Below are 23309 nucleotides of genomic sequence, written 5' to 3'. Positions count from 1 at the left end.
GAGGAGTCATCGGTGAAGCAACCCACCGCTGACGGAGAGGACTTGTCCGGTGATGAAACGGCTGTCGTCGGAGAGCAGGAACGCGACAACACCGACCATGTCCTCGGGTCCGGCGTCCCGGTGGAGTGCTTGCGCGGCGTGCATCGCTTCCTTTTGAGCCGCCGAGACAGTTCCCCGGGGCACCTCGGTGTAAGTGGGGCCGGGCGAGATCGCGTTCACGCGGATTCCGTCGCCACCCAGTTCGCGTGCCATCGAGTAGGTCATCCCGGTCACACCGCCTTTGCTCGCGGTGTAGTGCAGGTACCCGGCGCGGCCCAGCCACACGGCGTCGGAGGAGACGTTGACGATGCTCGAGTCACCGCCCAGCCTCAGGGCGGGCAGTAACGCCGTGGTCAGCAGGAACGGCCCACGCAGGTTGACGGCCATGAGGCGGTCCCACTCTTCGACCGGGATCTCCCAGAACGGGCGCATCACGATCGTCGAGAAGATGGCCGCGTTGTTCACCAGGCCGTGCAGGCTGCCGAACTCACGGTCGACGAACTCGGCGAAGGCGCGACACGAAGCCTGGTCGCCGACGTCGAGGTAGTGGAAGCAAGCATTGCCACCCGCTTCGGTGATCTCGGCGGCGACCTTCTCCCCGGACTCGGTGTTGATGTCGGCGATGACGGCGGTCCCACCGTCCGCCGCGACGCGCTGGGCGTAGGCGCGCCCCAATCCTTGCCCTCCGCCGGTGACGACGACGGTGCGTCCCTCCAGCGAGGTACTCATGCGCCCACCACCAGGGAGCGGTGCCGTGAGGACGGTTCGTCGCCGGGCACGATTTCGGCCTGGAGCTGGGTCAGGCACTGGGGGCAGAAGGTTTGCCGGAAGACCACGGGCCGGTCGGTGAACCGGGCCGCGTCTTCCCGGACGGACGGTCCGGCGTTGGCGGGCAGGGTTTCCCGGACCAAGGCGTCGCGCATCGGTGCCGCGGCATCACCGAGAACCTGTGCGCAGTGCCGGCAGACGACTTGCCCGTCCGGTTGCTGTTCGAGGTTGTCGTCAAGGAAGAGCGTCATGCGTTGGCCTCCTGGCGGTCTTCGTCCAGTCCGGCACGGCTGCGCCGGAGTGCTGCGCGGCGGGTTCGCGTCGCTTCGGTGTCGACGGTGCCGTCTGCCGTGAGGACGACGCCGTAGACGTCCGCCGCTCCGGCCGGCGAGACCTTGTGCGCGATCACATCGGCCGCGACCGCCTCCGGATCGCGCAGCATCGGGTCCCCGTATCCGCCGCCGCCCTGCCAGTGCGTGAAGTAGACGTCGCTGCCGCCGAGCTCCGTCTCGTGGTGCGTGGGCAGCACGTCCGGTTCGCCGCCGAGCTCGGCAAGCGACGACGGGATGCGCCCCTCGGCGAAATCGGCGTGGACGGTGGTGGACCTCAGCAGGACGTCGTGCTGGGTTCCCGCGGGGAGCCCACCGGCGAGGCCGCCGGCCAGGGGAAGAGCCTTGCCGGGTGCGGAGACGACGAGGTGGACGCCGCCCAGCGGGCTGTCATAGGGGATGAAACAGCTCGAAGCGCCGACCCCACCGCGGTAGCGACCCGGGCCACCCGAGTCCGCCTCCTCTCGGCGCCACAGGTAGAGCATGGGAAAACTGAACTCGTTCATCTCGACGTCCGCGACGCGGCCCATCGGGATGCACGCCAGGCCACCGGTATCGACGCCGTCGGAGTGGGTCCGCGCACCAAGGCCGCCGGCCATCGAGTCGCACAGCATCGTGACGAAACCACCGCCGCGTTGGTCGACGCCGGCGAGCAACGCGAAGTCCCACGTGCCGCAGCAGACGCTCATCAGGCGCTCGCGGTGCCGGGGGTGGGCGTCGAGCAGCCCGGCCAGGCATTCGGTGACGACGTTGGTGGTCGCCCAGGCGGACGCGACCGAGGCCTTGCCGATCCCCGCCGGGAAGGTGCAGTTGTTGATCGTGCCGGGTTCGCTGACGATGTCGAGGCAGCGGTAGAGGCCGCCGGGCGCCCAGGGGATGTCCCCGCACAGCGTGGTCAGCAGGACCGGCATGATGCCCCCGCGCAGGCCCGCGTAGGTGCAGTTGATCAGGCCGTCGACCTGAGGATCGGTGCCGGTGAAGTCGAAGGTCAGCTGGTCGCCGGTCTTGGTGAGGGTGCAGACGATCTTGTAGATGCCGCGGTCACCGGAGCGGGCGGAGTCCTGGTGTGCCACCGAAGTCCAGGAACCGTCGGGCAGTTCGGACAGTTTCGTGCGCAGCCGCGACTCCGCGTCGTTGAGCACGCGGCGCATGACGGCTTTGACGGTGGCGGCGCCGTACTTGTCGCAGAGCGCGCGCAGCCGTTCGTGCGCGACGTTGTTGGCCCCGATCTTGGCCCGCAGGTCGAGCGCGACCAGCTTGGGCACGCGCGAGCGCCGCAGGTACATGTCCTCGATGTCGGCACGGATCTCACCGCCTTCGACGATCTTGACCGGAGGGGTCGGCACGGACTCCCAGAACACGTCGGTCGCGCCGACGGACCAGCTGCCCGGCGAAACGCCGCCGAGGTCGACCTGGTGCGCGACCGCTCCCGTCCAGGCGAAGAGCTCGCCGTCGACGAACAGTGGCGCGAACAGGCTGACGTCGTTCTGGTGAAGGCCGCCGCCGACCCAGGGGTCGTTGCACAGGAACATGTCCCCCGGGCGAATTCCGGGACGTGCGGCGCGGTCCCGCAGTGTCCAGTTCGCCGCCATGTCCAGTGACGCGGCCAGTTCGGTGTTGTAGAGGCCGACCTGGACGACGTCACCGACCTCGTCCATGATCGCGGCGTCGAAATCGTTGCAATCGGTCACCACGACCGAGCCGGACATGCGTTTGAGGGCCTCCCCCATCTCCTCGGTGATCGAGGTGAGGCGGTGGCGGATCACCTCGTAGGTGAGGGGGTCGAGGCCGTCCACGACGGACTGATCGATGTCGTGCAGGCGCACGGCGTCGCCGACGATCCGGCGGGTCTCGGCGGGAGACGTGGGCAGGTTCGCGAATTCCTCGGAACCGGAAACGGGGATGACGGGCATCGGCGCGTTCCTCTCAGGCCTTGGTGTAGCTGATGACGAGGTTGCCGAGCCGATCGACGCGGCCGATGCAGCCTTCGGGCAGGGCGACCGTCGTGGTCGGGGCCTCGACGACGGCGGGGCCCTTGATTTCCTGGCCGGCCCCGAGGGCGCGGTAGTCGAAGATGTCGGCGCGCTGCCAGCCGCGGCGCGCGTCGAGGAAAACCTGGCGGGTGCTGGACGGGACCGGCGCGTCGGTCGCGACGCCGACCTCTGCCAGCCGAGGTCGGATCGGCAGCTCGCCGACTGCCTGCGTGCGGTAGGTGATCAGCTGCAAACCCGCCTCGGCGAACCCGGACCCCTTGCCGTACAAGCGTTCGTAGAGCTCACCGAAGGCGGTGGAGACGTCCTCCAGCCCGGTCGTGTCGATCGCGCCGGCCGGGACCGGTGTCGGGACTTCGGCGAGCTGCATCGTGTAACGGAGGTCGGCCTCGTTGCGGTAGATGACGTTGCCGAACGCCAGTTTCTGCACGCCCAGCCGGCCATCGAGCTCCGAACGCAACTGCGCGAACGCCGCGTTGAAATCCTCCACCGGGTTGGGGAAGTTGCTCGGCAACGACATCTCGGCGGTGAGCACGATGTCCGACGCGGCCAGGCCGTAGGCGGAAAACACCGCGGCGGTCGGTCCGAGCGGGACCACCACCTCCGCGACATCGAGGTCGGCCGCATAGCTGGCGCAGTGCATGGGACCCGCGCCGCCGAAGGCGTAGAGCGCGAAATCGCGTGGGTCCTGCCCGGAAGTGACGACGACTTTGCGGACGAGGTCCGCGGTCTGGGCGTTCTGGATGGCGTAGATCGCGGCCGCGGCGTCGTCGACGGACAGGCCCAGTGGCTCGGCGATGTGCGTCCGCACGGCCTCGGCCGCGAGGTCCTTGGACAGCTTTTTGCGGCCACCGAGGAAGTTGTCCGGGTTGATGATGCCGAGCAGCAGGTCGACGTCGCTGACGGTCGGTTCGGTGCCACCCTCGCCGTAGCACGCCGGGCCCGGCCGCGCACCGGCGCTGCGCGGACCGACGCGCAGGTTGCGCCCCGGGTCGACCCAGGCGATCGCGCCGCCGCCGGCGCCGATGGTGTGCACGTCGACCATCGGCACGTTCAGCTGGTACTGGTTGAGCACCGTGCTCGTCGTGGCCACCGGTTCACCGTCGACGACGAGCCCCGCGAGGAACGTGGTTCCGCCCATGTCGGTGGAGATCACGTTGCGGTGGCCCAGGGCGTCGGCCAGGCGGGTGCAGCCCACGACACCTCCGGTCAGGACGGAGCCGATCGTGGTGATCGCCCGCGACGGGGCGTCACCGGAATCGACGCAGCCGCCCGAACCCTGCATCACGAGCAGCGAACCACCGAAGCCGAGAGAGCGCAGCTCGGCCTCCAATGGCCGCAGGTAGTCCCGCAGCCGCGGGCCGACCTGGGTGTTCATGATCGTGGTGGCGCTGCGGGCGTACTCGCGAATCCGTGGGCTCACATCGCAGGACAGCGCCACGTACAACCCGGGCGCCTCCTCCGCGATCAACTCGCCCACCCGCCGTTCGTGCGCGTCGTTTCGGAAGCTCCACAACAAAGACACGGCAATGGCCTGTGCGCCGGCCGCGACGAGCTCGCGAATCGCGATCCGGGTTGCCGCTTCGTCCAGGGCCACGACCTCGTGTCCCTTGTGGTCGATGCGCTCGTCGAGCTCGCGAATCAACTGCGGCGGCACCAGCGGCTTCGGCTTGTTCGTCAGCACCATGTCCTGGACCTGGTCCGAGCCGAGTCCCGCGTAGCGCCCTTCGAGGTTCATGATCGCGATCGAGTCCGCGTGCCCGCGCGTGGTGAGGAAACCGACCGTGGCCACGTCCCCGGTGACCAACGCGTTCAACGTCGAGGTCGTCCCGTGCACGATGTAGTGGGTGTCGGCGAGCAGCTCGGCGGTCTCGATCTCGAGCGCTCCGGCCAGTTCGTCCAGAACCGCGAGGAACCCCCGGGAGAAGTCGGGCGGAGTGGACGGAGTCTTGGTCGCGGCCACCCGTCCCGCCTCATCGGCGGCGAAGGCGTCCGTGAACGTGCCCCCGATATCGATGCCTATCACGTACGCCACGGATTGCTCCCTCTACTCGACATTGACCAGAGCTCCACTTGGGATGGAGACACGGTAGACAGCCGCGTGCTCTGTTGTCCAGTGCGAGTTTCTGCCTGACAGAGAACACCGCGCGTCCGGGTGACGGTTCCGACGTTTCGGCCCAGGGTTCGGTGGAAGCAGTGGACCTCGCCACGCGCTTGACGTCGGTCAGGCGGAACGCGTTTCGAAGTGATCTCCGGTTCGACGCGGAGTGGTCCGCCACGCAGCGGAACGGCAGCAGTTGCCGTTGTCCGACAACGCTTTGTCAATCAGTGACGTTGTGGTCGGCAAACCGATCGGCACTGCGCGCACCGTGGAACCGGCCGGCCCGAACCGGCCGTCGATCTGCACGGGCGTGGGCCGGGCGCAGCCGAAGGTTCGCGGTTCGGGACCTGGGTGCGCGGGTGCGCTGCCGGGCCGTGCAGCGCCACAACGTGGCGCTCGGCGCAAGAATCAAAATTACTTCGCGTCTCCGCGAGGAATGTTTTCGCGCAGCTCGAAATACTTCGAACGTCCTATGTCCGACCGGCGGCAGCCATGTGAGGCAGCATGCATCACCGCGACAGAACGTGCCAATGCACCTTCTGTCGTTGGACATACCAGGACCGGCATATCACCGTGCTCGGACAAGCTCTCGCAGGATGCCGGCCGCGGCCGGCGGCAGGAGTGATGCCGACGGCGCCGGATCGAGAGCCGGACCCAGCCTCGCCGCTCCCGGCAACCTGTCGGAGTTCGAGCCTGAGGTCACCGGAACGTGAGGGTGGCAAGCAGGGCGATGGCCTCGTCGATCGCGTGGGGGCTGATGTTGCCGTAACCGATCACTACACCGTGCGGGTTTGCATCGGGGTTGAGCTGGTAGCGGGTGATGGAGTCGAATGCGATCCCGACCGCACGGGCGCGCGCGGTCAACTGATCGGGGTGCGTGTCGTCGAGCTGGGCGGCGAGAGTCTGCACACCGGCTGGTGTCCCGACAAGCCTCAAGGGCGCGTTGTGGCGGGCGATGGCCTGTTCGAGTGCCTGCCGCGCGCTTCGGTAGCGGTTCCGGGCAGCGCGGATGTGGCGGTCGTAATCACCGACCTCGATGAGATGCGCCAGAGCGAGCTGATCGATGGCCGGGCTGCCGTGATCGGCGAGGAACTTGTTGGGCACCAGCTCGGCGTGCAACTCGGCCGGGCTGACCATCCAGCCCAGGCGAACCGCCGGGGCAAGGGTCTTACTGGCGGATCCGAGGTAGACGACGCGGTCGGGTGCACGGCCTTGCAAGCAGCCCACGGCGCGACGATCGAAGCGGAACTCTCCGTCGTAATCGTCCTCGACGACTACCGCGCCGCACCGCCCGGCCCAGGCCAGCACCGCCTCCCTCCGGGCGGGTGCCATGATCGCGCCGGTCGGGAACTGGTGCGCCGGGGTGGTCAGTACAGCGTCGACGCCCCGCTCCGGAAGTTGGTCCACGAGGACACCGTCGGCATCGACCGGGACCGGCAGGACCGTGAGACCAGCCTGGCGCAGGATCGGCGCGCGGTGCGGCAATCCAGGGTCCTCGATTGCGACGGTCCGGGCGCCCCGGGCACGCAAGGTGTGGGCGAGTACGTGGAGACCTTGGGTGAAGCCCGCGCAGATCAGCAGCCGCTGTGGGTCAGCGTCCACTCCGCGGACCCGGCCGAGGTAACCGGCCAGCACCCGACGCAGCCGCGGATGCCCGGCGGGGTCGGGGTACTCCAGATCGGAATCCGCGGCGGCATCCATGGCGGCAGTCCACGCGCGCTTCCAGAAGCGGCGCGGGAATCCCGACAGCGTCGGAAGGCCCGGACGCAGGTCCCATCGCACCGCGCGCTCGAATGTCCGGGGCGGAGCCGGCGCGGTGGTCACCGGTGGCAGGGGAAGGTCGGAGACGCGGGTGCCGGAGCCGGTCCGGCTGATCAGATAGCCCTCGGCGGTCAGCTGGGTGTAGACCTCGACCACCAGGCGCCGAGAGACTCCGAGGTCTTCGGCCAGTACGCGGCTGGCCGGCAACCGCTGGCCGGCCGCGAGCCGACCGGTTCGCACCGCGTCACGCAGGGCGCTTTCGAGCTGGACCCGACGGGGCCGTCCAGGCCGCGGCGGTTCGATCGGCAAGAAGAGTTCCACCCCGGAAGTGGTACCCATATCCGTCATGGATTTGGACTCTACCCCGGGTCCGAATGCTGACTAGCCTGCTGACATGGAAGAAACCAGCGTGCTTTCGGACATCCCGCTGGTGGCTGTCGACCTTCGTGAGCTGGAGCACCGCGAAGGCGAGGATCAGGTGTCGCCGTGGGCTGCCAGGCGCTCGAACCGGATTCGGGTGTGGCCGACCGGGGCACATTCGAAATGACAGGAGTCGAGGAGATGATCAACGCCGACATGCGGCTGATCGTTGAGGCCGCCAAGCTCACCTTCGTCGCGACGGTGCGGCCCGACGGCTCGCCCAGCCTGTCGCCGAAGGGGTCGGCACGGGTGTACGACGACGAGCACATCGCGTTCATGAACATTGCCTCACCCGGGACGATCGCCAACCTCACCGCGGACCCACGTCTCGAGATGAATGCGGTGGACTTCCTCCGAAGACGAGGCTACCGCTTCACCGGAACGGCGACGATTCATGGTCGTGGAACGTCGATTCACCAGTGGCTGCACAGCTGGCTGCTCGACCTGAACGGACCGGATTACCCCGCCCACGAAGCGGTTCTGGTCCGCATCGATCACGTCCAACCGATCACATCGCCCGCTTACACTTTCGGCGGTGCCGATGAAGGCGCACTAGTTGCCGAGTGGTCCGACAAATATCGGGTTGTTCACCATGAAATGGAGAATATGTGATGCGTGCCGCTGGTGTGCGCGAAATCGGTGGCCTGGTCGAGGTGTTCGACCTCCCCGAGCCTGATGGCCCGGGTCCGGGCGAGGTGGTGATCGAGGTTGCCGCGGCGGGTGTCGGCAACTGGGACAACATCGTGCGGACGGGGGCGTGGGACGTCGGGCTGACACCGCCGATGGCGCTGGGTGTGGAAGTCGCCGGAACGGTTGTCGCGGTCGGTTCGCAGGTCACCGACTTTCGGGCGGGTGACGAGGTCCTCGGTCACCCGCTTCCGCTGAGCCACCAGGGTTGCTGGGCCGAGCGCGTGGTTGTGGACGCGGGCCTGATCGCGCGGAAGCCTGCCGGCGTGTCGTGGGAGACGGCGGCCGCATTCCCGGTTCCCGCCCTGACCGCGGAGCAGGTCCTGTCGGAGTCACTCAAGCTCGCCGAGAACCAGACCTTGCTAGTCCACGGCGCGGGCAGCACCACTGGCGGATTGGCCGTGCAGCTCGCCGCGCTGCGTGGCGCCCGCGTAATCGCCACAGCGGGACCGTCGAGCGCCGCTCGGGTCACGCAGGCCGGAGCGGCCGAGGTCCTCGACTACCACGACAGCGAATGGCCCGACCGCGTCCGTGAACTGACCGGCGGCCTCGGCGCCGACGCCGCCCTCAACGCGGTTCCCGGGGGCAGCACCGCCACCATCGCGGCGTTGCGGGAAGGTGGCCGGATGGCGACCATCACCGGCGACCCGCCGGCGGCCGAACGCGGCATCGGCGTCACCAACGTCTACGTGCGCCCAGACGCCACCCAGCTCGCAGAGCTCTCGGCGTTGCTGGGCGATGGCCGGCTGACGCTGTCGGTGGGCGCCGTGTTGCCACTGGCCGAGGCAGCGACAGCACTCGAGCACGCCATCTCCGGTACCAAGGGCGGACCGGTCGTCCTTCGTACCTGACCACGATTTACCGATAACTGAACCCGCTCACCTCTCACACATTGGCGCCGGCGTCGCAACACCCCGTGTTGTGCACCGGCGCCGACCCGATCACCGGACAACCGATGCCGTGGCGTAGCCGGTGGTCCAGCTCCCGGAGGGCTGTGCGGTTGGAATCCCACCGCACAGCCTTCGCCGCGCCGTTCAGGGTGAACCAGCCGTACTCGGTGTGCTCGCCCGACAACGTCATCTCGGCGTCCTCCGCGCCTGGCCGATCACCGAGCCGACGGACGGCGCGGGGGCCATCGCGGCGGGCGCCGCGTCGAGTGGGCGGCCACGGGTTCTGCCCCTGAGTCAGGCCGATGCTGACGAAGCAGGATGATGGCTGCCTGCCGTCGGGTCGCCTTCCCGCGCGGCGCAATCTGCAGCTGCCCCAACGAGAAAGTCTGCTCCGTCGCCTTAGGTCGGAGCTCGACTTGTTCTTTGCGTACTACCAGCACGCGACGCCGCCGCACGTTGCGCACCCTGGCTGTGACCGGTGCTCCGTCAGGCGTCGTCGAAGGATTGGCGGCCGGCGGGGTCTGCGTGCACGTTGCGGAGAGAAGGTTCGGACAAGGCCGCGCGGCGCAGGTGTTCGGCGAGTGCTTCGGCGGCCGCCGATGCGGGGCCTTCCTTGACGGCCCAGGCCAGCAGGTGGTGGCGGTTGGCCCAGGGGTCCTGCAGTTCGCACACGTCGAGGGGCTGGCCGGGGTCGATGGCGCGACGTGGCACGACGGCAAGTCCGACGCCGGCGGCGGCGAGGGAGACGAGGACGCTCAGGTTGGCGACGGTGGTGCGGTGGCGCACCACCGGGGCGTGGGGCCCCAGGTGCTTCTCGATCCAGCGGCGCAGCGAGGAGTCGGCGTCGAGGCCGACGAGCGGGTGTTCGGCAACTTCGCTGTAGGTCAGCGAAGTCCGCCCGGCGAGGATCCCCCCGGCCTGGCCGATCACGACGAGGCAGTCGTCGCCGAGGGGCTCCACCCGCAGGCCGCAGCCGTCGGCCTCGTCGTCGAGGACGACCCCCAGATCGGCCTCTCCGTCGGCCAGCATCCGCACCGTCTGTGGAGTGCGGCTCTCGGCCACGGTGACATCGATGTCCGGGTGGGCGCCGAGGAACGAGATCAGGGCTTGCGGCACGAGCCGGTGCATCGCGGAGCCCCCGCCCAGCAGAACCAGCGGAGCGGCCGGAGACCGGGTGTAGCTCGCGACGGCGTTTTCCAGCCGGACGGTCTGGTCCAGTACGTCGCGCGCGTGGCGGGCCAGGGTCGTCCCCGCGGGCGTGGGCCGCACGCCTCGCCGACCGCGGACCAACAGCGCCACGCCGGCGTGGTGTTCCAGCGAGCGCACCCTGGCGCTGGCCGAGGGCAAGCTCAGATGCATGCGATGCGCGCCCGCCGTGATCGACCCCTCCGTGACGATGTGGAGAAAGAGCCGCAGGTCGTCCAAGTCGTAACGCATGGCCGCAGCCTAAGCCACAGCCTTAGGCTGGGTACGTTGATTCCGCATTGTGGAATCCCTTGTCCGTGGCTGATGCTCGGCAGGTGACCGAGTCTTTCCTCATCCTGCTGGCCGGCGTCGCCGCGGGAGCGTTGAACGCCATCGGGGGCGGAGGAACCTTCGTCGCGCTGCCCGTGCTCGTCGCCGCCGGAATGCCGCCGGTGACGGCCAACGCGGTGGCGCGGATCGCGCTCGCACCCGGCGCCGTGGCCAGCGCGTGGATGTACCGACGCGACCTCACCCCCGTCGGGCCCACGTCCACGAAGAAGCTGACAACGGTCAGCGTGATCGGCAGCGGCGTCGGTGCCGGCCTGGTGCTGGTGCTGCCCGCATCGTCATTCGACGCCGCGGCGCCGTGGCTGCTCGCCTTCGCCACCGTGACCCTCGCCGTCGGCCGCCACGTCTCCAGGGCAGTGAGCAGCGTGCGGGGCCGCTCGGTCGGCATGAGTTCACGAGCGGTCCTGATCGCACAGTTCTTCCTCGCCGTCTATGGCGGATACTTCGGCGGAGCCGTAGGCATCCTGACGGTGGCCCTGTGGAGCATCGGCCTCGGCCTGGACACGGCGGTCAGCAACCCGATGCGCGTCACCCAACTCGCGGCGATCTTTGTCAGCTCGAGTGTGCTGTTCCTCATCGCCTCGAACGCACTGAGCGCCCCGCTCCTGCTCGCCGCCATGCTGGCCGGCGCCGTGGCCGGAGGCTTCGCCGGCGCCTACCTGGCCCGTCGTTTTCCCGCCTGGCTGCTGCGCGGTGTCCTCTTGGGAACCGCCGTGGTCACGACCATCCTGTACTTCCTGCATGCCTGACGGGCAGGTCATCGGCAACGCGCTGAAGGTGTCACCCGAGACTGTGCGAGCGCGCTGTGCAATGTCCTAGACCGGTCACAGCTCTCGCCGATCACATCCGCCTGACGACGGACCTGATCCTGAAGCCCCGGCCGTGGTGATCGGCAGATTCTCTGGTACGGCTGCGAGTATTCCTCCGGGTCAAGCCGCCGGACACCGGCGCGGCACCGGGTTTGCCGTCGCCATCCCCGTGGCGAAGCACCCAGTCGTCGCGTGACCGGTCAGCGGGTGGTCCGTGACGGCCGTGTCCGCGACGTGGCCAGCGTCCACTGTGTACTCCTTCGATCCGGCCTCCGCACCCGGCTCTTCTTCCGCGACCGCGCATCTGTTGCAAATATCGCGTTGTGGTTGCCGACCTTCAGCGCTCAGCCACGGTCGATCTCGTCGGCGTCGGCGCGCGTTCGTCGAGTCAGTGCGCTGCCGACCGAAGATCGCCACAGGAGACCGCCTGGCGGCAGCGAAGATCTTCCTCATCGCGCCAACCCGCGTGCCACAATCGCGGAGATGACCGATCAGGACAGGCCGGCGCCCAGCCGCGCACGACGGATCCCGCTGTTGGCCGGGATCCTGCCGATCCGACGGCGTGCCCTGGGTACCGACGTGCTGGCCGGTGTCACGCTGGCCGCGCTGGCCGTCCCCGAGGTGCTCGGTTACGCCAAGATCGCCGGAATGCCGCCGGTCACCGGCCTGTACACGATGCTCGTGCCGGTGGTGCTGTTCGCGTTGTTCGGCGCGTCCCGGCACCTGGTGGTCGGCGCGGACTCGGCGACCGCAGCGATCCTCGCGGCCGGTCTGGCCACCTTGGCCGTCCCCGCCTCGGCCGCCTACGTCCGGCTCGCCGGCACGGCCGCGTTGCTGGTCGGCGCGATGCTGCTGCTGGCCCGGCTGATCCGGCTCGGCTTCCTGGCCAACTTCCTGTCCCGTACGGTCCTGGTCGGCTTTCTCACCGGCGTCGGCATCCAGGTCGCGGCAGGCCAGCTGCCCGACATGCTCGGCGTGGACGCCGGCGGCGGCCAGACCGTGCCCAAGCTGATCAACCTCGTTCGCGCGCTCGGCCAGACCAATGCCGCGGCCGCGTTGGTGTCCGCGGCGGTAGTCGTCGTGGTCGTCGGAGTCCGCCTCGTGGCGAAGAAAGTGCCGGGCGGGTTGATCGCCGTCATCGGCGCGATCGTGGTCAGCGAGCTCGTCGACCTGTCCGCGCACGGGGTCGCCGTCCTGGGCTCGGTTCCGCAGGGCATCCCACACGTCACGCTGCCCGCCTTCGACCTGCACGACATGTCCGCGTTGCTGGGCACCGCGGTGTCGATGTTCGTGGTGATCCTCGCGCAGAGTTCCGCGACCTCGCGCGCCTACGCCGCCCGCTACGAGGAAACCGTCGACGAGGACGCCGACCTGGTCGGCCTCGGCACGGCGAACGTGGCCGCGGCGTTCACCGGCACCTTCGTCGTCAACGGCAGCCCCACCAAGACGCAGATCGTGGACGGCGCGGGCGGGCGCAGCCAGATCGCTCCCCTGGCCGCCGGGGTGATCGCCGTGGTGGTGCTCGTTTTCCTGACCGGTCCGCTGGGCGCGCTGCCTCTGGCGGCGCTGGCAGCCGTGGTGTTCCTGATCGGCGTCGACCTGATCGACATCGCCGGGATGCGCCGCATCTTCCGGGTTCGGCGCGCGGAATTCGTGGTGGCTTTGCTGACCGCGGCCGCCGTGGTTTTCACCGGCGTCGAGCAGGGCGTCGTGCTGGCCATCATCGTGTCCGTCGTCGATCACCTGCGGCACAGCTACCGCCCGCACAGCGGCGTTCTGGTCAAATCTCCGGCAGGTCACTGGCAACCCGAGCCTGTCACGCCCGGCCGCCGCACCACCGAAGGCATGATCGTCTACCGCTTCGGCAGCAGCCTGTATTTCGCCAACGCCATGCGATTGGGCACCGACGTGGCCACCCTGCTCACCGACGGCCGCACCGTGACCTGGTTCTGTCTTGACTGCGCTGCCGTCGGCGACGTCGACTACACCTCGGCAGGCGTTCTGTCCACGGTCGCCAAACGCCTGGGCACGCACGGCACCCGTCTCGTGCTCTCCGGCGTCCTGCCCGAGGTCCGCACGCAACTGGACCGCTACGGACTGACCCGGACGATCGGCGCGGACAGCTACTTCGACACCGCGGGCGCGGCTCTGGACGCGTTCGACAATCGAAAGGCCTGACACATGACCACCGTGACCTGGCTCGACGAACCCCAGCACCACGACTACCCCGCTGCCGCCTCGTACCTCGCCCTGATCGCAGGCACCGACCTCGTCGACCACCTCATCGAAGAGCTGAAGGACGGCCGCAACGCCGCCTTCTTCAAGGCCAAGGACATCCTGCGCGCCGCGGGCCTGGCACTGCTACCGGTCGACAACCCGCACGTGAGCTCCGACCTGCGCAAGATCCACGACCGCAAGGATCTCTCGCCGATCCTGCTGGTGCGCGGCGACCTGCGCCTCGGCATCGCTTTGGAGATCGCTGACGGCTACCACCGGGTGTGCGCGAGTTACCACACGGACGAGAACACCGACATTCCCTGCCGAATAGCGTCGGCCGCCTGAGCGCGAGTCACGAGGCGGGTGATCAGGGCCGGGCGACCTCCGCCGGGCATCAACTCGGGCACGTCCGCGCACGGGTGCGGGTCCACGGACGCGGGTGGGCCGGCAGGTCAGCCTCGATGCGACTTCCGGCGTAGCAGCTACGCCGGAAGTCGCATCCAGGCCGGCCGGAAATCGGCCCTGCGGGCGTCGGCCGGAAGCCGGTGCGCGGCCTAGATTTCGCTCCGCTCAGTATGCGGAACGGAACGAGGCGGCATGATCGAAGCAGGGGCAGTGTCCAAACGGTACGGCGAGAAGGTGGCCGTGGACGACTTGACCTTCACGGTGAGGCCCGGTGCGGTGACCGGTTTCCTCGGCCCGAACGGCGCCGGGAAGTCCACCACGATCCGGATGATCATGGGTCTCGACGCGCCGACGTCCGGCACGGTCACGGTCAACGGCAAGCGCTACGACCGGCACGTCGCGCCACTGCGGGAGGTCGGCGCGCTGCTGGAGGCGAAGGCCGTCCACACGGGACGGTCGGCCTACAACCACTTGCTCGCGCTCGCCCTGACCACCGGCATTCCCCGCCGGCGCGTCGACGAGGTGATCGGGCTGGTCGGCCTCGCCGACGTGGCAGGCAAGCGCGTCGGTGGCTTCTCCCTCGGCATGGGCCAGCGTCTCGGGGTCGCCGCCGCACTGCTCGGTGACCCGGCCACCCTCGTGCTCGACGAGCCGGTCAACGGACTCGACCCGCAGGGCATTCTCTGGATCCGCAAGCTGCTGCGCGAGCTGGCCGCCGAGGGCCGGACGGTTCTGGTGTCCTCCCACCTGCTCAGCGAAATGGCGCTCACGGCGGAACACCTGATCGTGATCGGCAAGGGGCGCCTGATCGCCGAGACGTCGGTGAGCGAGTTCATCGGCCGGGCCTCCGGGAACGCGGTGCGAGTGCGAACCGCCCGGGCGGCCGACCTGCGCGACCTGCTGACCGGTCCCGACGTGTCCGTCACCAGCGTGGAACCGGACCTGCTCGAGGTCAGTGGCCGCAGCAGTGCCGAGATCGGCCGGATCGCCTGCGACGGCTCCATCCCGCTCGAGGAGCTGGTGCCGGTCCAGGCTTCGCTCGAGGAAGCGTTCATGGAGCTCACCGACGACGCCCTGGAGTACCGGGTCGTCGAGGCCGCACAGGAAAGGCGCGTGTCATGACCACGACGATCCCCGTCACCCCCCAAGCGGGCGCGCCGAAGGCCGCGGCCCTGCCCCGGCTGAAGGTGACTCTGGCCGGCGTCCTGCGGTCGGAGTGGCTGAAGTTCCGGTCGCTGCGCTCGTCACCGATCGCCGTTGCAGTCACCATCGTCGGGATGGTTGCCCTGGGCTGGATCTTTTCCGCGGCCGACGCGTCGCGCTGGCCGGAGATGCGGCCGCAGGCCAAGTTGCACTTCGACCCCACGGACGTGAGCCTGCGCGGCTACGTGCTGGCCCAGCTGGTGCTGGGCGTGCTCGGAGTGCTGATCGTCTCCGGCGAGTACGGCACCGGGATGATCCGGGCCACCTTCTCCGCCGTACCGACCAGGCTTCCGGTGTTCTGGGCGAAGGCCGGCATGTTCGCCGTCGTGGCCTTCGTGGTCGGCACGGTCAGCTCGTTCGCCGCGTTCCTGGGCGGCCAGGCGTTCCTCAGCTCCCAGCACATCGAGACCTCGCTGTCGGCACCGGGCGTGTTCCGCGCCGTCTTCGGCGTCGGCCTGTACCTGACCTTGGTCGGGCTGCTCGGGGTCGCGCTCGGCTGGCTGATCCGTCACACGGCCGGTGCCATCGCAACGCTGTTCGGGCTCCTTCTCGTGCTGCCGGGCATCGCGGAGGCGCTGCCGGACAGCTGGGCCCCGCACGTCGTGCCCTATCTGCCGAGCAACGCCGGCCAGGCCCTGCTGGCCGTCCGGCCCGACAGCACGATGCTCGCACCGTGGACCGGTTTCGCCGTGTTCTGCGGATATGTCGCGGTCGCGTTGGTGCTGGCCGGGGTGCTGCTCAAGCGCCGCGACGCCTGAGCCGACGCGCCAGGGGATGATGGACCGATGACCGACGCAGCCGCCGCGTGGCCCGTGTCCGAACACGGACTGCTCTCCAGCCTGCCCGGCGCCGAGCAGCTGCGGGCGTGGGCCGGGCGCCACCCGATGGCCGTCGACGTGCTGCTGGCCGTGGTCTTGCTCCCGCTCGCGGTGTTGACCGAGCACCGGGGCGTGCATCCCGAACTGCGGCCACCGCTCGTCGCCGTCGGCGTGCTGATGACGGCGACGCTGGCGTTCCGCCGCCGCTACCCGCTGACCGTGCTCGCCGCGGTCAGCGGGCTGTCGATGGTCGAGGGCGCGCTCGGGCCGGCGTTCCCGCCGGTGGTGGTCACCGTGCTCGTGGCGGTCTACACCGTGGGCGCCTACGCCGACCGCCGGCGCGCCCGGTTCGCGTTGCTCGTGCTCGCTGTCCTGATTGCGTTCGAGGTGGCGGGCCGCGACGAGCCCGCCGAGACCGTCGCGCGGTTCGTGTTCGTGTCCGCGGTTGTCGTCGCGGCGTTCGTCCTCGGGGTCAACATCCGGACCCGGCGCGCCTACCTGGCCTTTCTGCAGGATCGCGCGATCCGTGCGGAACGCGAGCGCGACCAGCAGTCGCAGATCGCGGCGGCGAAGGAACGGGCGACGATCGCCCGGGAGATGCACGACATCGTCGCGCACAACCTCTCGGTGATGGTCGCCCTCGCCGACGGCGCGGCCTTCGCCGCGCGCACGGATGCCGGCGACGCGGAGACCGCCTCCCGCCTGGTCGCGGCGACCGGCCGGCAGGCACTGGAAGAGATGCACCGGCTGCTGGGCGTGCTGCGCGGCCGGGGCGAGGAGAGCCCCCGCGCACCGCAACCCGGCATCGCCCAGATCGACGAGCTCGTCGACCAGGTCCGGGTGGCGGGCCTGCCGACGTCCTGGACGGTGACCGGAAAGCCGTTCCCCCTCACGCCCACGGCGGAACTGGCCCTCTACCGGGTCTCGCAGGAGGCGCTGACGAACGTGCTCAAGCACGCGTCCGGCCCGTCGGAAGCACGCCTGCACCTGACCTACGCCGAACCGTCCGTGATCCTCGAAGTCGTCGACGACGGGACCGGCACGAAGCCCGGGCCGGACACGCCGGCCCCGGGTCACGGACTCAGCGGCATGCGGGAGCGCGTCGCGGTGTTCGGCGGCGAAGTCGTGGCCGGACCCCGTGTCGCCGGGGGCTGGCGGGTCGCCGCCCGTCTCGACACCGGTCACACTGCCGCCGAGGTGACCCCGTGATCAGGATCCTGCTGGCCGACGACGAAGCCCTGCTGCGGCTGGGTTTCCGGCTGGTGCTCGACTCCCAGCCGGACATGACAGTCGTCGGCGAAGCGGCAGACGGCGCCGCCGCGGTACGCCGCACCGCCGAACTCGACCCGGACGTCGTCGTGATGGACGTCCGGATGCCGGGCGTCGACGGGATCGACGCGACGCGCCAGATCGTGCAGGACCATCCCCGCTCCCGCGTCCTCATCCTGACCACCTTCGACATCGACGAGTACGCCTTTCCCGGGCTCAAGGCCGGCGCCAGTGGGTTCCTGCTCAAGAACGTCCCGCCCGAAGACCTGCTGTCCGCCATCCGCGCGGTCGCCAGCGGCGACGCGGTGGTCGCGCCGACCGTGACCCGCCGCCTGCTCGACGCGGTGTCCGACCGGATCCCCGAACCGAACGAGGACGGCCGGAACCCCCGTGCGGTCACGCAGCGCGGGCTGGACCGGCTCACCGACCGCGAACGGGAAGTGCTGACCAAGCTCGCCCGCGGCCTCTCCAACGCGGAGATCGCGGAGGAGCTGGTGCTGTCCGAGGCCACCGTCAAGACGCACGTCGGTCGCATCCTGAACAAGCTGGAACTCCGCGACCGCGTCCAGGCGGTCGTGCTCGCCTACGAGGTCGGCCTGGTGCGTCCCGCCTGAGCACGGCCCCACACCCGTAAATGTGAATGGGACGAAACAACGGGCGCATCTCCGGACGATTTTACTGGACGCTAACCGCGTCCCGTCCGGTCCTTAATCGGGTTTCCCCTAGCGCCTGACGGGCCATGAAGCGATACTGCATTTCGCGACCAGTTTTTCCCGGCGTGATTCCTTCAGGTCGCGCAGATCTCCGCCGCGGCGGCGAACCGACTCGAAAGAGCCCATGACCGCACACAGCTCGCTCGCACCGAACCAACGGCTTCTCAACAAGGTTCCCGAAGTCACCCTGTATTTCTGGATCGTCAAGATCCTCTGCACCACGGTCGGTGAATCCGGGCCGACTTCTTGAACGTGAACCTGAACTTCGGCCTCACCGGAGTCTCCCTCGTCACGGGCGCCCTCCTGGTCGTCGCCCTGGTGCTCCAGTTCAACGCGAAGCAGTACGTGCCGGGCAAGTACTGGCTGACGGTGGCCCTGGTGAGTGTCTTCGGCACGTTGGTCACCGACAACCTGACCGACAGCATCGGCGTACCGCTGGAAGCCAGCACCCTCGTGTTCGGCGCGTTGCTCGCCATCACTTTCCTGGCGTGGTACGCCACCGAGAAAACGTTGTCCATCCATTCCATTGTCACTCGGCACCGCGAGGCCTTCTACTGGCTCGCGATTCTCTTCACTTTCGCGCTCGGCACGGCGACCGGCGACCTCATGGCCGAAGTACTCGGCCTCGGCTACCTGGTGACCGGAGCGATCGTCGCGGCCCTGATCGCGGTCCTCTCGATCGGATGGCGATTCGGGCTCCACCCGGTCCTGGCGTTCTGGTTCATCTACATCCTGACCCGCCCGCTGGGAGCGTCGATCGGCGACTACCTCTCCCAGTCGCCCGGCCAGGGTGGTCTGGGCCTCGGAACGACGCTGACGAGCGCCATCTTCGTGGCCGGCATCATCGCCGTCGTCCTCTACTTGTCCGTGACGAAGACCGACGTCACTCCCCGCGACGCAGCCGCTGACCCGGCCACGGCGAGGACCCGAGGTGGCCTGTGGCAGACCGTCGTGGTCGTCGCCCTCGTCCTCGTCGCCTCGGGAATCGGGTACTCGGTGCGAAAGTCCGCACTCCAGGACGACACGCCCGCACCGGTCGCCGGACAGCCGGCATCCTCAGGCGGCCGGACAACGCACCTCACTCCCCTGGGCGACCTCTCGGAGTTCCGGACCGTCACCCAGGACACTCTGCAGCGGTTGAACACCGGCGACCAATCCGGCGCGACTTCCCGCGTCGACGACCTGGAAACCGGCTGGGACAACGCCGAAGCCCGCCTCAAACCCCGGGACGAAGCCACCTGGACCGCCATCGACGGCAAGATCGACACCGTGCTCCGCCGGCTTCGGGCGACAAGTCCGGACCCGAACGCCGAGAAATCCGCGCTCACGGCATTGCTGTCCACGCTCGGATGATCCGGCACCTGTGACGCCGAGAGTCAATCCTGAAACCGGATGATCTTCTTGACCGCCGTTTTGATCTCCCGTTCGACCCGGGTGACCGGAAGCCGCTCGAAGCGGAACTCCGGAGCCACAATGCGGCGCGCGCCGAAACGTTCCTTGAACTGGCCGAGCGTTCCGGTGCCGGATTCGCCGAGGTAGTAGTAGCGGCACCCGGCCTCGCACGCGTCCTGGATCGCCCGCGCCTGCAGCAAGTCGGTGGCCCGGTAGTCCTTCAGCCGTTCGTCCATGACCCCGCGGAAGTCATGTGCGTTGGAGCCCCGCACCACCAGGCACGCCGCGGCGGGCCGGCCGTCGGCGCGGGCGATCCACACCTGGAAGCGCTCGCCGAGGCGACGGGCGATCGCCTCGAATTTCTCGCGCGGATCCCGCCGGTGCAACCGTCGCCTCGCGAGCCACGTCGGCTCGTGCTGCCGGCGAGCCCACCGCAGGACGCCGCGTTCCATCAGCTCGTAGAACTCCGAAACGAACTCGGCTCCGGTGCCGTGTTCCACCGTGACGCCCTTGCGCTCCGCGGTCCGGACACCACGCCGGGAGGTCTTGGCGAAACGCCGCGCCCACACCTCGTCCCATCCGCCCTGCAGGTCGAGCAGGTGCACGTGGTGCTGGTGGACCACGGCCCGCGGGTGGTGCGCGTCGCGCCACATGCCCACCTCGAGCGGGCCCGGCGACACGGATTGGACCACAACGCGCCGCGCCGCCAGGTCCCTCAGCACGGCGTTGACCTCGCCGGCTTGTGTGCCACCCACCGCGAGGAGCCCCCCGAGCCCGCACGCCGGTGGATTGGACTCCTCCGCCGTGAGCAACCTGGTCGCCAACGGACGTCGAAGCATCGGCAGGATGAGCGTGCGCCCCTCGGCCGTTTCGTACAGCCTGCTCACGTCCCGCAACTGGTGAGCTTCGCACATCGCGTCGGCCCATTCCGGTGATTGACTTTCCAACGCGTACGGATCACCGTGCATGATCGTCGCCCACGCTTCCCGAGGAGCAGGGCTGATCACCTTCACCAAACCGTTCACGGCCGGAACGTCCACCTGCTGGTCCGACCAAATTTTCACACGTTGCCTATGCATCAAGCGGCCCCGTTCGCTCCTCGCCCACGACCTTTGCCGGCACGTGGCGTACCTGGTAATTCGTCCGGTTCACCGCAAGGGTTACACAAGATCGTTGAATATTTCCTCCACAAAGGTCCGTCCGATCCGGACTTTCGCTGTAACGGCCGGAACCGGAAGAGCGAATGCCGGGTAATGAAGAATTCCGTTGATAAACGCATCGAACATCAAGTTGGGCGGCTCATCGATGAGGCATTCGGACGACAGGAAACCGACCTTCGACAGTGACCTGCTCGTCGTGGCCGACCTGCTCTCCGACCTGACCGAGATCGCGCACCGGCTGATCGATCGCGTGGCCGGACAGGACATTCTCGACACCTACCTGCTCGCTGCGGCCGCGGTGCAGATCGTGGAAGACCACCTCCAACGGGACACCCTCGCCCTGCGTCGCGCCGGCGAGTACTTTCGCGAGCGGAACACAGCCACGGTGGTTCCCGATCTGCTGGGCCGGGTCGCCGCTGCCGGCGAAATGGCGAGATCCTCACGCGCCGGCGAGCGAGAGGCCGTGCGCTGGCGCGACGCCGCCGCGAGGTTGCGCGACGCGGCCGCCCTGCAGGTGGTCACCGACACACCCGAGGGCGAATTCGAATCGTGGGCGAGCGCAGCTGTCCGCCTGCGGGCCTCGCTCGCTTCGCTGGACCGCCACCTCACCAGCGCGATCCTCCGGATCCCGTCGTGTTTCCGGAGTTTCGATCAGGAGCCGGCCGACATGGTCGCACTCGCGACGCGGTTGCGGCTGCGGTATCCGGACCGCGGACGGCCCGTCGTCGTCCTGGGGGTGCGCACTTCAGGCAACTACCTCGCCCCGCTCGTCGCCGCCGCATTGCGCGACGCCGGCTACGGAGAGGTCCACGCCGATTCGGTACGACCGGGCCACCGGCTCCGGCCGCGGTTGCGCGCGCTGCTGCGGTCGGCCGCCCAGCGCGGAGGCAGGATCGCCGTGGTCGACGATCCGCCCGAGACCGGACAGTCCATCGCCGACGTCGCGGCCGCCGTCTGCCGGGCCGGAGTCCCCGAAAGCGCTGTCACACTGCTGCTCCCGCTGTTCGCCGACACCCCGCCGGCCACTTTGGGCAGTTACGACTCGATCACCTTGCCCTATCGCGACTGGGCAATCCACGACCGGCTCGAGACCGAGGCCGTGGTGCGGTCGCTGTCCGCGCTCCTGGGCCGGCCCGTTCGTTCGGTCAGCCGGGTGCCGAACACCGGAGTATCCCGGGGGCGGGAGCACGCCCGCGCAGTGTTCGACGTCGGGTTGCCTGACGGAGAATCCCGGCGCATCGTGGCCGCCGGGGCCGGCCTGGGGTTTTTCGGGAGGCATTCGCTCGCCGTCGCACACGCGGTGTCCCAGCACTTGCCGCACAATTACGGCTTCATCGACGGCATCGTGTTCCGTGACTGGCTGCCGGCCGAGCAGAAGCTCCGGCACGCGGACGCCACCGACGCGGAACGGCTGGCCGGCTACGTCCGCGACCGGGCGGCCGCCATGCCCGCCGGAGCCGATCACGCCGCCGGGCTGGTCGGCCGGCAACCGGTGTGGGAGGCGGCGAGCCGTGTGGTGGAGCGCAACTACGGCCGCGCCGGCGTGGTGCTGCGGCCCGTCCTGCTCGATCCTCTGATCCGCCGTCTGTGCGAGGTGGCCGAGCCCTCCGTGGTCGACGGTGCGACCGGTCTCGGCCACTGGTTTCGCGGCACCGCAGGACTGTACAAAGTGGACGCGGATGTCCGCGACTTCGCCAACACCGATCTGGCCTGCTACGACCCGGTGTACGACCTGGCCGGAATCGACCCGGGGAGCACCGACCCCGCGTTCGCGCAGTCGCTGCGCCGGGCGCTGCCGTGCGACCCGGAACGGTTCCTGCTCTATGAACTCGTGCACCTGTGGAACCGTGAACGCCAGGGCCACCCCGTCCACCGCGCCGGCGCGCGAGCCGTCCAGCACTACCTGCGGGAAGTGCTGCTGGCCGGAGTGCAGGCCACTTCGGACGGTGCGGTGTGCGCGCTGGACGTGGACGGAGTGCTCGAATCGGACGCACTCGGGTTTGCCATGGCCACCCCGACCGCCGCACTCAGCCTGCGCGCGCTGCTCGCCCACGGCTTCCGGCCCGTCCTGGTCACCGGCCGCAGCTTGGACGAGCTCCGCGAGCGGTGCACCGCCTACGGACTGGCGGGAGGTGTCGCCGAATACGGGTCGGTGATCTTCCACGAAGGTGCTGCCCACGATCTCGTTCCCGCAAAGGGAGCCGAGGCACTCGACCGGGTACGGGATGCGTTGGCAGCCCGGACCGACGTCGTCGTGGATCGCGATTACCAGCGCATCGTCCGTGCCTACCGGCTCGGCTCCGACGGGGTCCGGCTCGCCCTCCCCGACGCGGTGGTCGAGCGCGTGCTGGACCACCTGGGACCGGCGACCGCGCACATCCGCACGATCGTGGGCAATGGCCAGACCGATTTCGTCGCCGCGGCGGTGGACAAGGGCACCGGTCTGGACGCGCTCACGGCCCGGCTCGGGGTCGACTCGGTGTCGTGGGCGGTCGGGGACACCGCGGCGGACCTGCCGATGTTGCGAGCGGCGAGGCTCGCCTACGCGCCCGGCAACGCGGACGCGCGAGTGCGCGCGTCCCAGGTGCCGGTGCTGCGGCGCCAGTACGCGGCAGGGGTCGCGCAGGCTGTGGCGTTGCTGATCGGTCACCGTCCCGGCACCTGCGGAACGTGCCGGCCGCCGGCCCCCACCGCACGGACGCGGACGTTGCTCACCCTGCTGGACGCTTCGAACGCGGGCGCGCGAGGGCTGCCCGCGGCGGTTGCCCGGTGCCTGGCGAGAGCGGCGGTGCGCACGCGATGAC

Annotated in this window: 21 protein-coding genes; 13 read left to right on the top strand and 8 right to left on the bottom strand. The window is 69.2% G+C overall.

Annotated features, from left to right (window positions below; all coding sequences use genetic code 11):
• Positions 1–6 precede the first annotated feature (6 nt).
• The 5 genes from AB0878_RS18895 to AB0878_RS18875 all read right to left on the bottom strand — a co-directional run bounded on the left by AB0878_RS18895 (position 7) and on the right by AB0878_RS18875 (position 7310).
• Positions 7–768: an SDR family oxidoreductase gene (locus AB0878_RS18895; protein WP_366581426.1), complete on the bottom strand. Its 762-nt coding sequence runs from the start codon at positions 766–768 to the stop codon at positions 7–9.
• Entirely contained in the window at positions 765–1058 is a 294-nt protein-coding gene (locus AB0878_RS18890; protein WP_366581424.1) for a hypothetical protein, read from the bottom strand. The genes AB0878_RS18895 and AB0878_RS18890 overlap by 4 nt, the downstream gene beginning before the upstream one ends.
• Positions 1055–3049 carry a hydantoinase B/oxoprolinase family protein gene (locus AB0878_RS18885; protein ID WP_366581422.1) on the bottom strand — a complete coding sequence of 665 codons (1995 nt, stop codon included), beginning with the start codon at positions 3047–3049 and terminating at the stop codon, positions 1055–1057. Before AB0878_RS18885 ends, AB0878_RS18890 begins: the two co-directional genes overlap by 4 nt.
• Positions 3050–3062: 13 nt before the next feature.
• Positions 3063–5162: a hydantoinase/oxoprolinase family protein gene (locus tag AB0878_RS18880; RefSeq protein ID WP_366581420.1), complete on the bottom strand. Its 2100-nt coding sequence runs from the start codon at positions 5160–5162 to the stop codon at positions 3063–3065.
• 765 nt (positions 5163–5927) lie between these two features.
• Positions 5928–7310, bottom strand: coding sequence for a PLP-dependent aminotransferase family protein (locus AB0878_RS18875; RefSeq protein ID WP_366581418.1), 1383 nt, complete (start codon positions 7308–7310; stop codon positions 5928–5930).
• 73 nt (positions 7311–7383) lie between these two features.
• Between AB0878_RS18875 and AB0878_RS18870 the strand changes: the two genes are divergently transcribed.
• The 3 genes from AB0878_RS18870 to AB0878_RS18860 are packed head-to-tail and all read left to right on the top strand — an operon-like array spanning position 7384 to position 8947.
• Positions 7384–7536, top strand: a complete 153-nt coding sequence (locus tag AB0878_RS18870; RefSeq protein ID WP_366581417.1) for a hypothetical protein — start codon at positions 7384–7386, stop codon at positions 7534–7536.
• Between the two features lie 14 nt (positions 7537–7550).
• Positions 7551–8021, top strand: a complete 471-nt coding sequence (locus AB0878_RS18865) for a pyridoxamine 5'-phosphate oxidase family protein (RefSeq protein ID WP_366581415.1) — start codon at positions 7551–7553, stop codon at positions 8019–8021.
• Complete coding sequence (locus tag AB0878_RS18860) at positions 8021–8947, top strand: NADP-dependent oxidoreductase (RefSeq protein ID WP_366581414.1); 927 nt, start codon at positions 8021–8023, stop codon at positions 8945–8947. The genes AB0878_RS18865 and AB0878_RS18860 overlap by 1 nt, the downstream gene beginning before the upstream one ends.
• 34 nt (positions 8948–8981) lie before the next feature.
• Here the strand turns inward: AB0878_RS18860 and AB0878_RS18855 are convergent, their stop codons facing one another.
• Both AB0878_RS18855 and AB0878_RS18850 read right to left on the bottom strand, forming a co-directional pair.
• Positions 8982–9176: a hypothetical protein gene (locus AB0878_RS18855; protein ID WP_366581412.1), complete on the bottom strand. Its 195-nt coding sequence runs from the start codon at positions 9174–9176 to the stop codon at positions 8982–8984.
• A 296-nt stretch (positions 9177–9472) separates the two neighbouring features.
• Positions 9473–10423, bottom strand: coding sequence for a LysR family transcriptional regulator (locus AB0878_RS18850; RefSeq protein WP_366581410.1), 951 nt, complete (start codon positions 10421–10423; stop codon positions 9473–9475).
• Positions 10424–10506: 83 nt separating this feature from the next.
• Here AB0878_RS18850 and AB0878_RS18845 point away from each other — a divergent pair, with 83 nt between their 5' ends.
• From AB0878_RS18845 to AB0878_RS18805, 9 genes are all read left to right on the top strand, one after another.
• The gene (locus tag AB0878_RS18845) at positions 10507–11268 is read left to right on the top strand and encodes a sulfite exporter TauE/SafE family protein (protein WP_366581408.1); all 762 of its coding nucleotides are present in this window, start codon (positions 10507–10509) and stop codon (positions 11266–11268) included.
• Positions 11269–11520: 252 nt separating this feature from the next.
• Positions 11521–13506 (top strand): SulP family inorganic anion transporter, encoded by a 1986-nt coding sequence (locus AB0878_RS18840; RefSeq protein WP_366581406.1) that lies wholly within the window; start codon positions 11521–11523, stop codon positions 13504–13506.
• A 3-nt stretch (positions 13507–13509) separates the two neighbouring features.
• Positions 13510–13890: a hypothetical protein gene (locus AB0878_RS18835; RefSeq protein WP_366581404.1), complete on the top strand. Its 381-nt coding sequence runs from the start codon at positions 13510–13512 to the stop codon at positions 13888–13890.
• A gap of 252 nt (positions 13891–14142) precedes the next feature.
• Positions 14143–15072 carry an ABC transporter ATP-binding protein gene (locus AB0878_RS18830; RefSeq protein ID WP_366581402.1) on the top strand — a complete coding sequence of 310 codons (930 nt, stop codon included), beginning with the start codon at positions 14143–14145 and terminating at the stop codon, positions 15070–15072.
• A complete protein-coding gene (locus AB0878_RS18825) occupies positions 15069–15911 on the top strand; it encodes an ABC transporter permease (RefSeq protein ID WP_366581400.1) in 843 nt (280 codons plus the stop codon). Before AB0878_RS18830 ends, AB0878_RS18825 begins: the two co-directional genes overlap by 4 nt.
• A 27-nt stretch (positions 15912–15938) precedes the next feature.
• On the top strand, positions 15939–17180 hold the full coding sequence (locus tag AB0878_RS18820; RefSeq protein ID WP_366581398.1) for a sensor histidine kinase: 1242 nt from the start codon (positions 15939–15941) through the stop codon (positions 17178–17180).
• Positions 17177–17854, top strand: coding sequence for a response regulator transcription factor (locus tag AB0878_RS18815; RefSeq protein ID WP_366581397.1), 678 nt, complete (start codon positions 17177–17179; stop codon positions 17852–17854). Before AB0878_RS18820 ends, AB0878_RS18815 begins: the two co-directional genes overlap by 4 nt.
• A gap of 223 nt (positions 17855–18077) precedes the next feature.
• On the top strand, positions 18078–18203 hold the full coding sequence (locus AB0878_RS18810; protein WP_366581395.1) for a hypothetical protein: 126 nt from the start codon (positions 18078–18080) through the stop codon (positions 18201–18203).
• Between the two features lie 2 nt (positions 18204–18205).
• Positions 18206–19306 (top strand): hypothetical protein, encoded by a 1101-nt coding sequence (locus AB0878_RS18805; protein ID WP_366581394.1) that lies wholly within the window; start codon positions 18206–18208, stop codon positions 19304–19306.
• 23 nt (positions 19307–19329) lie between these two features.
• Here the strand turns inward: AB0878_RS18805 and AB0878_RS18800 are convergent, their stop codons facing one another.
• Positions 19330–20370, bottom strand: a complete 1041-nt coding sequence (locus AB0878_RS18800; protein ID WP_366581392.1) for a GNAT family N-acetyltransferase — start codon at positions 20368–20370, stop codon at positions 19330–19332.
• Positions 20371–20650: 280 nt separating this feature from the next.
• Here AB0878_RS18800 and AB0878_RS18795 point away from each other — a divergent pair, with 280 nt between their 5' ends.
• Positions 20651–23308: an HAD hydrolase family protein gene (locus AB0878_RS18795; protein WP_366581390.1), complete on the top strand. Its 2658-nt coding sequence runs from the start codon at positions 20651–20653 to the stop codon at positions 23306–23308.
• Position 23309: the final 1 nt, after the last annotated feature.

This window comes from Amycolatopsis sp. NPDC047767, from assembly GCF_040704195.1.
Lineage (GTDB): Bacteria > Actinomycetota > Actinomycetes > Mycobacteriales > Pseudonocardiaceae > Amycolatopsis.
The sequence above is the reverse complement of the archived record's forward strand: the minus strand, read 5'-3'. Positions and strand labels throughout refer to the sequence as shown.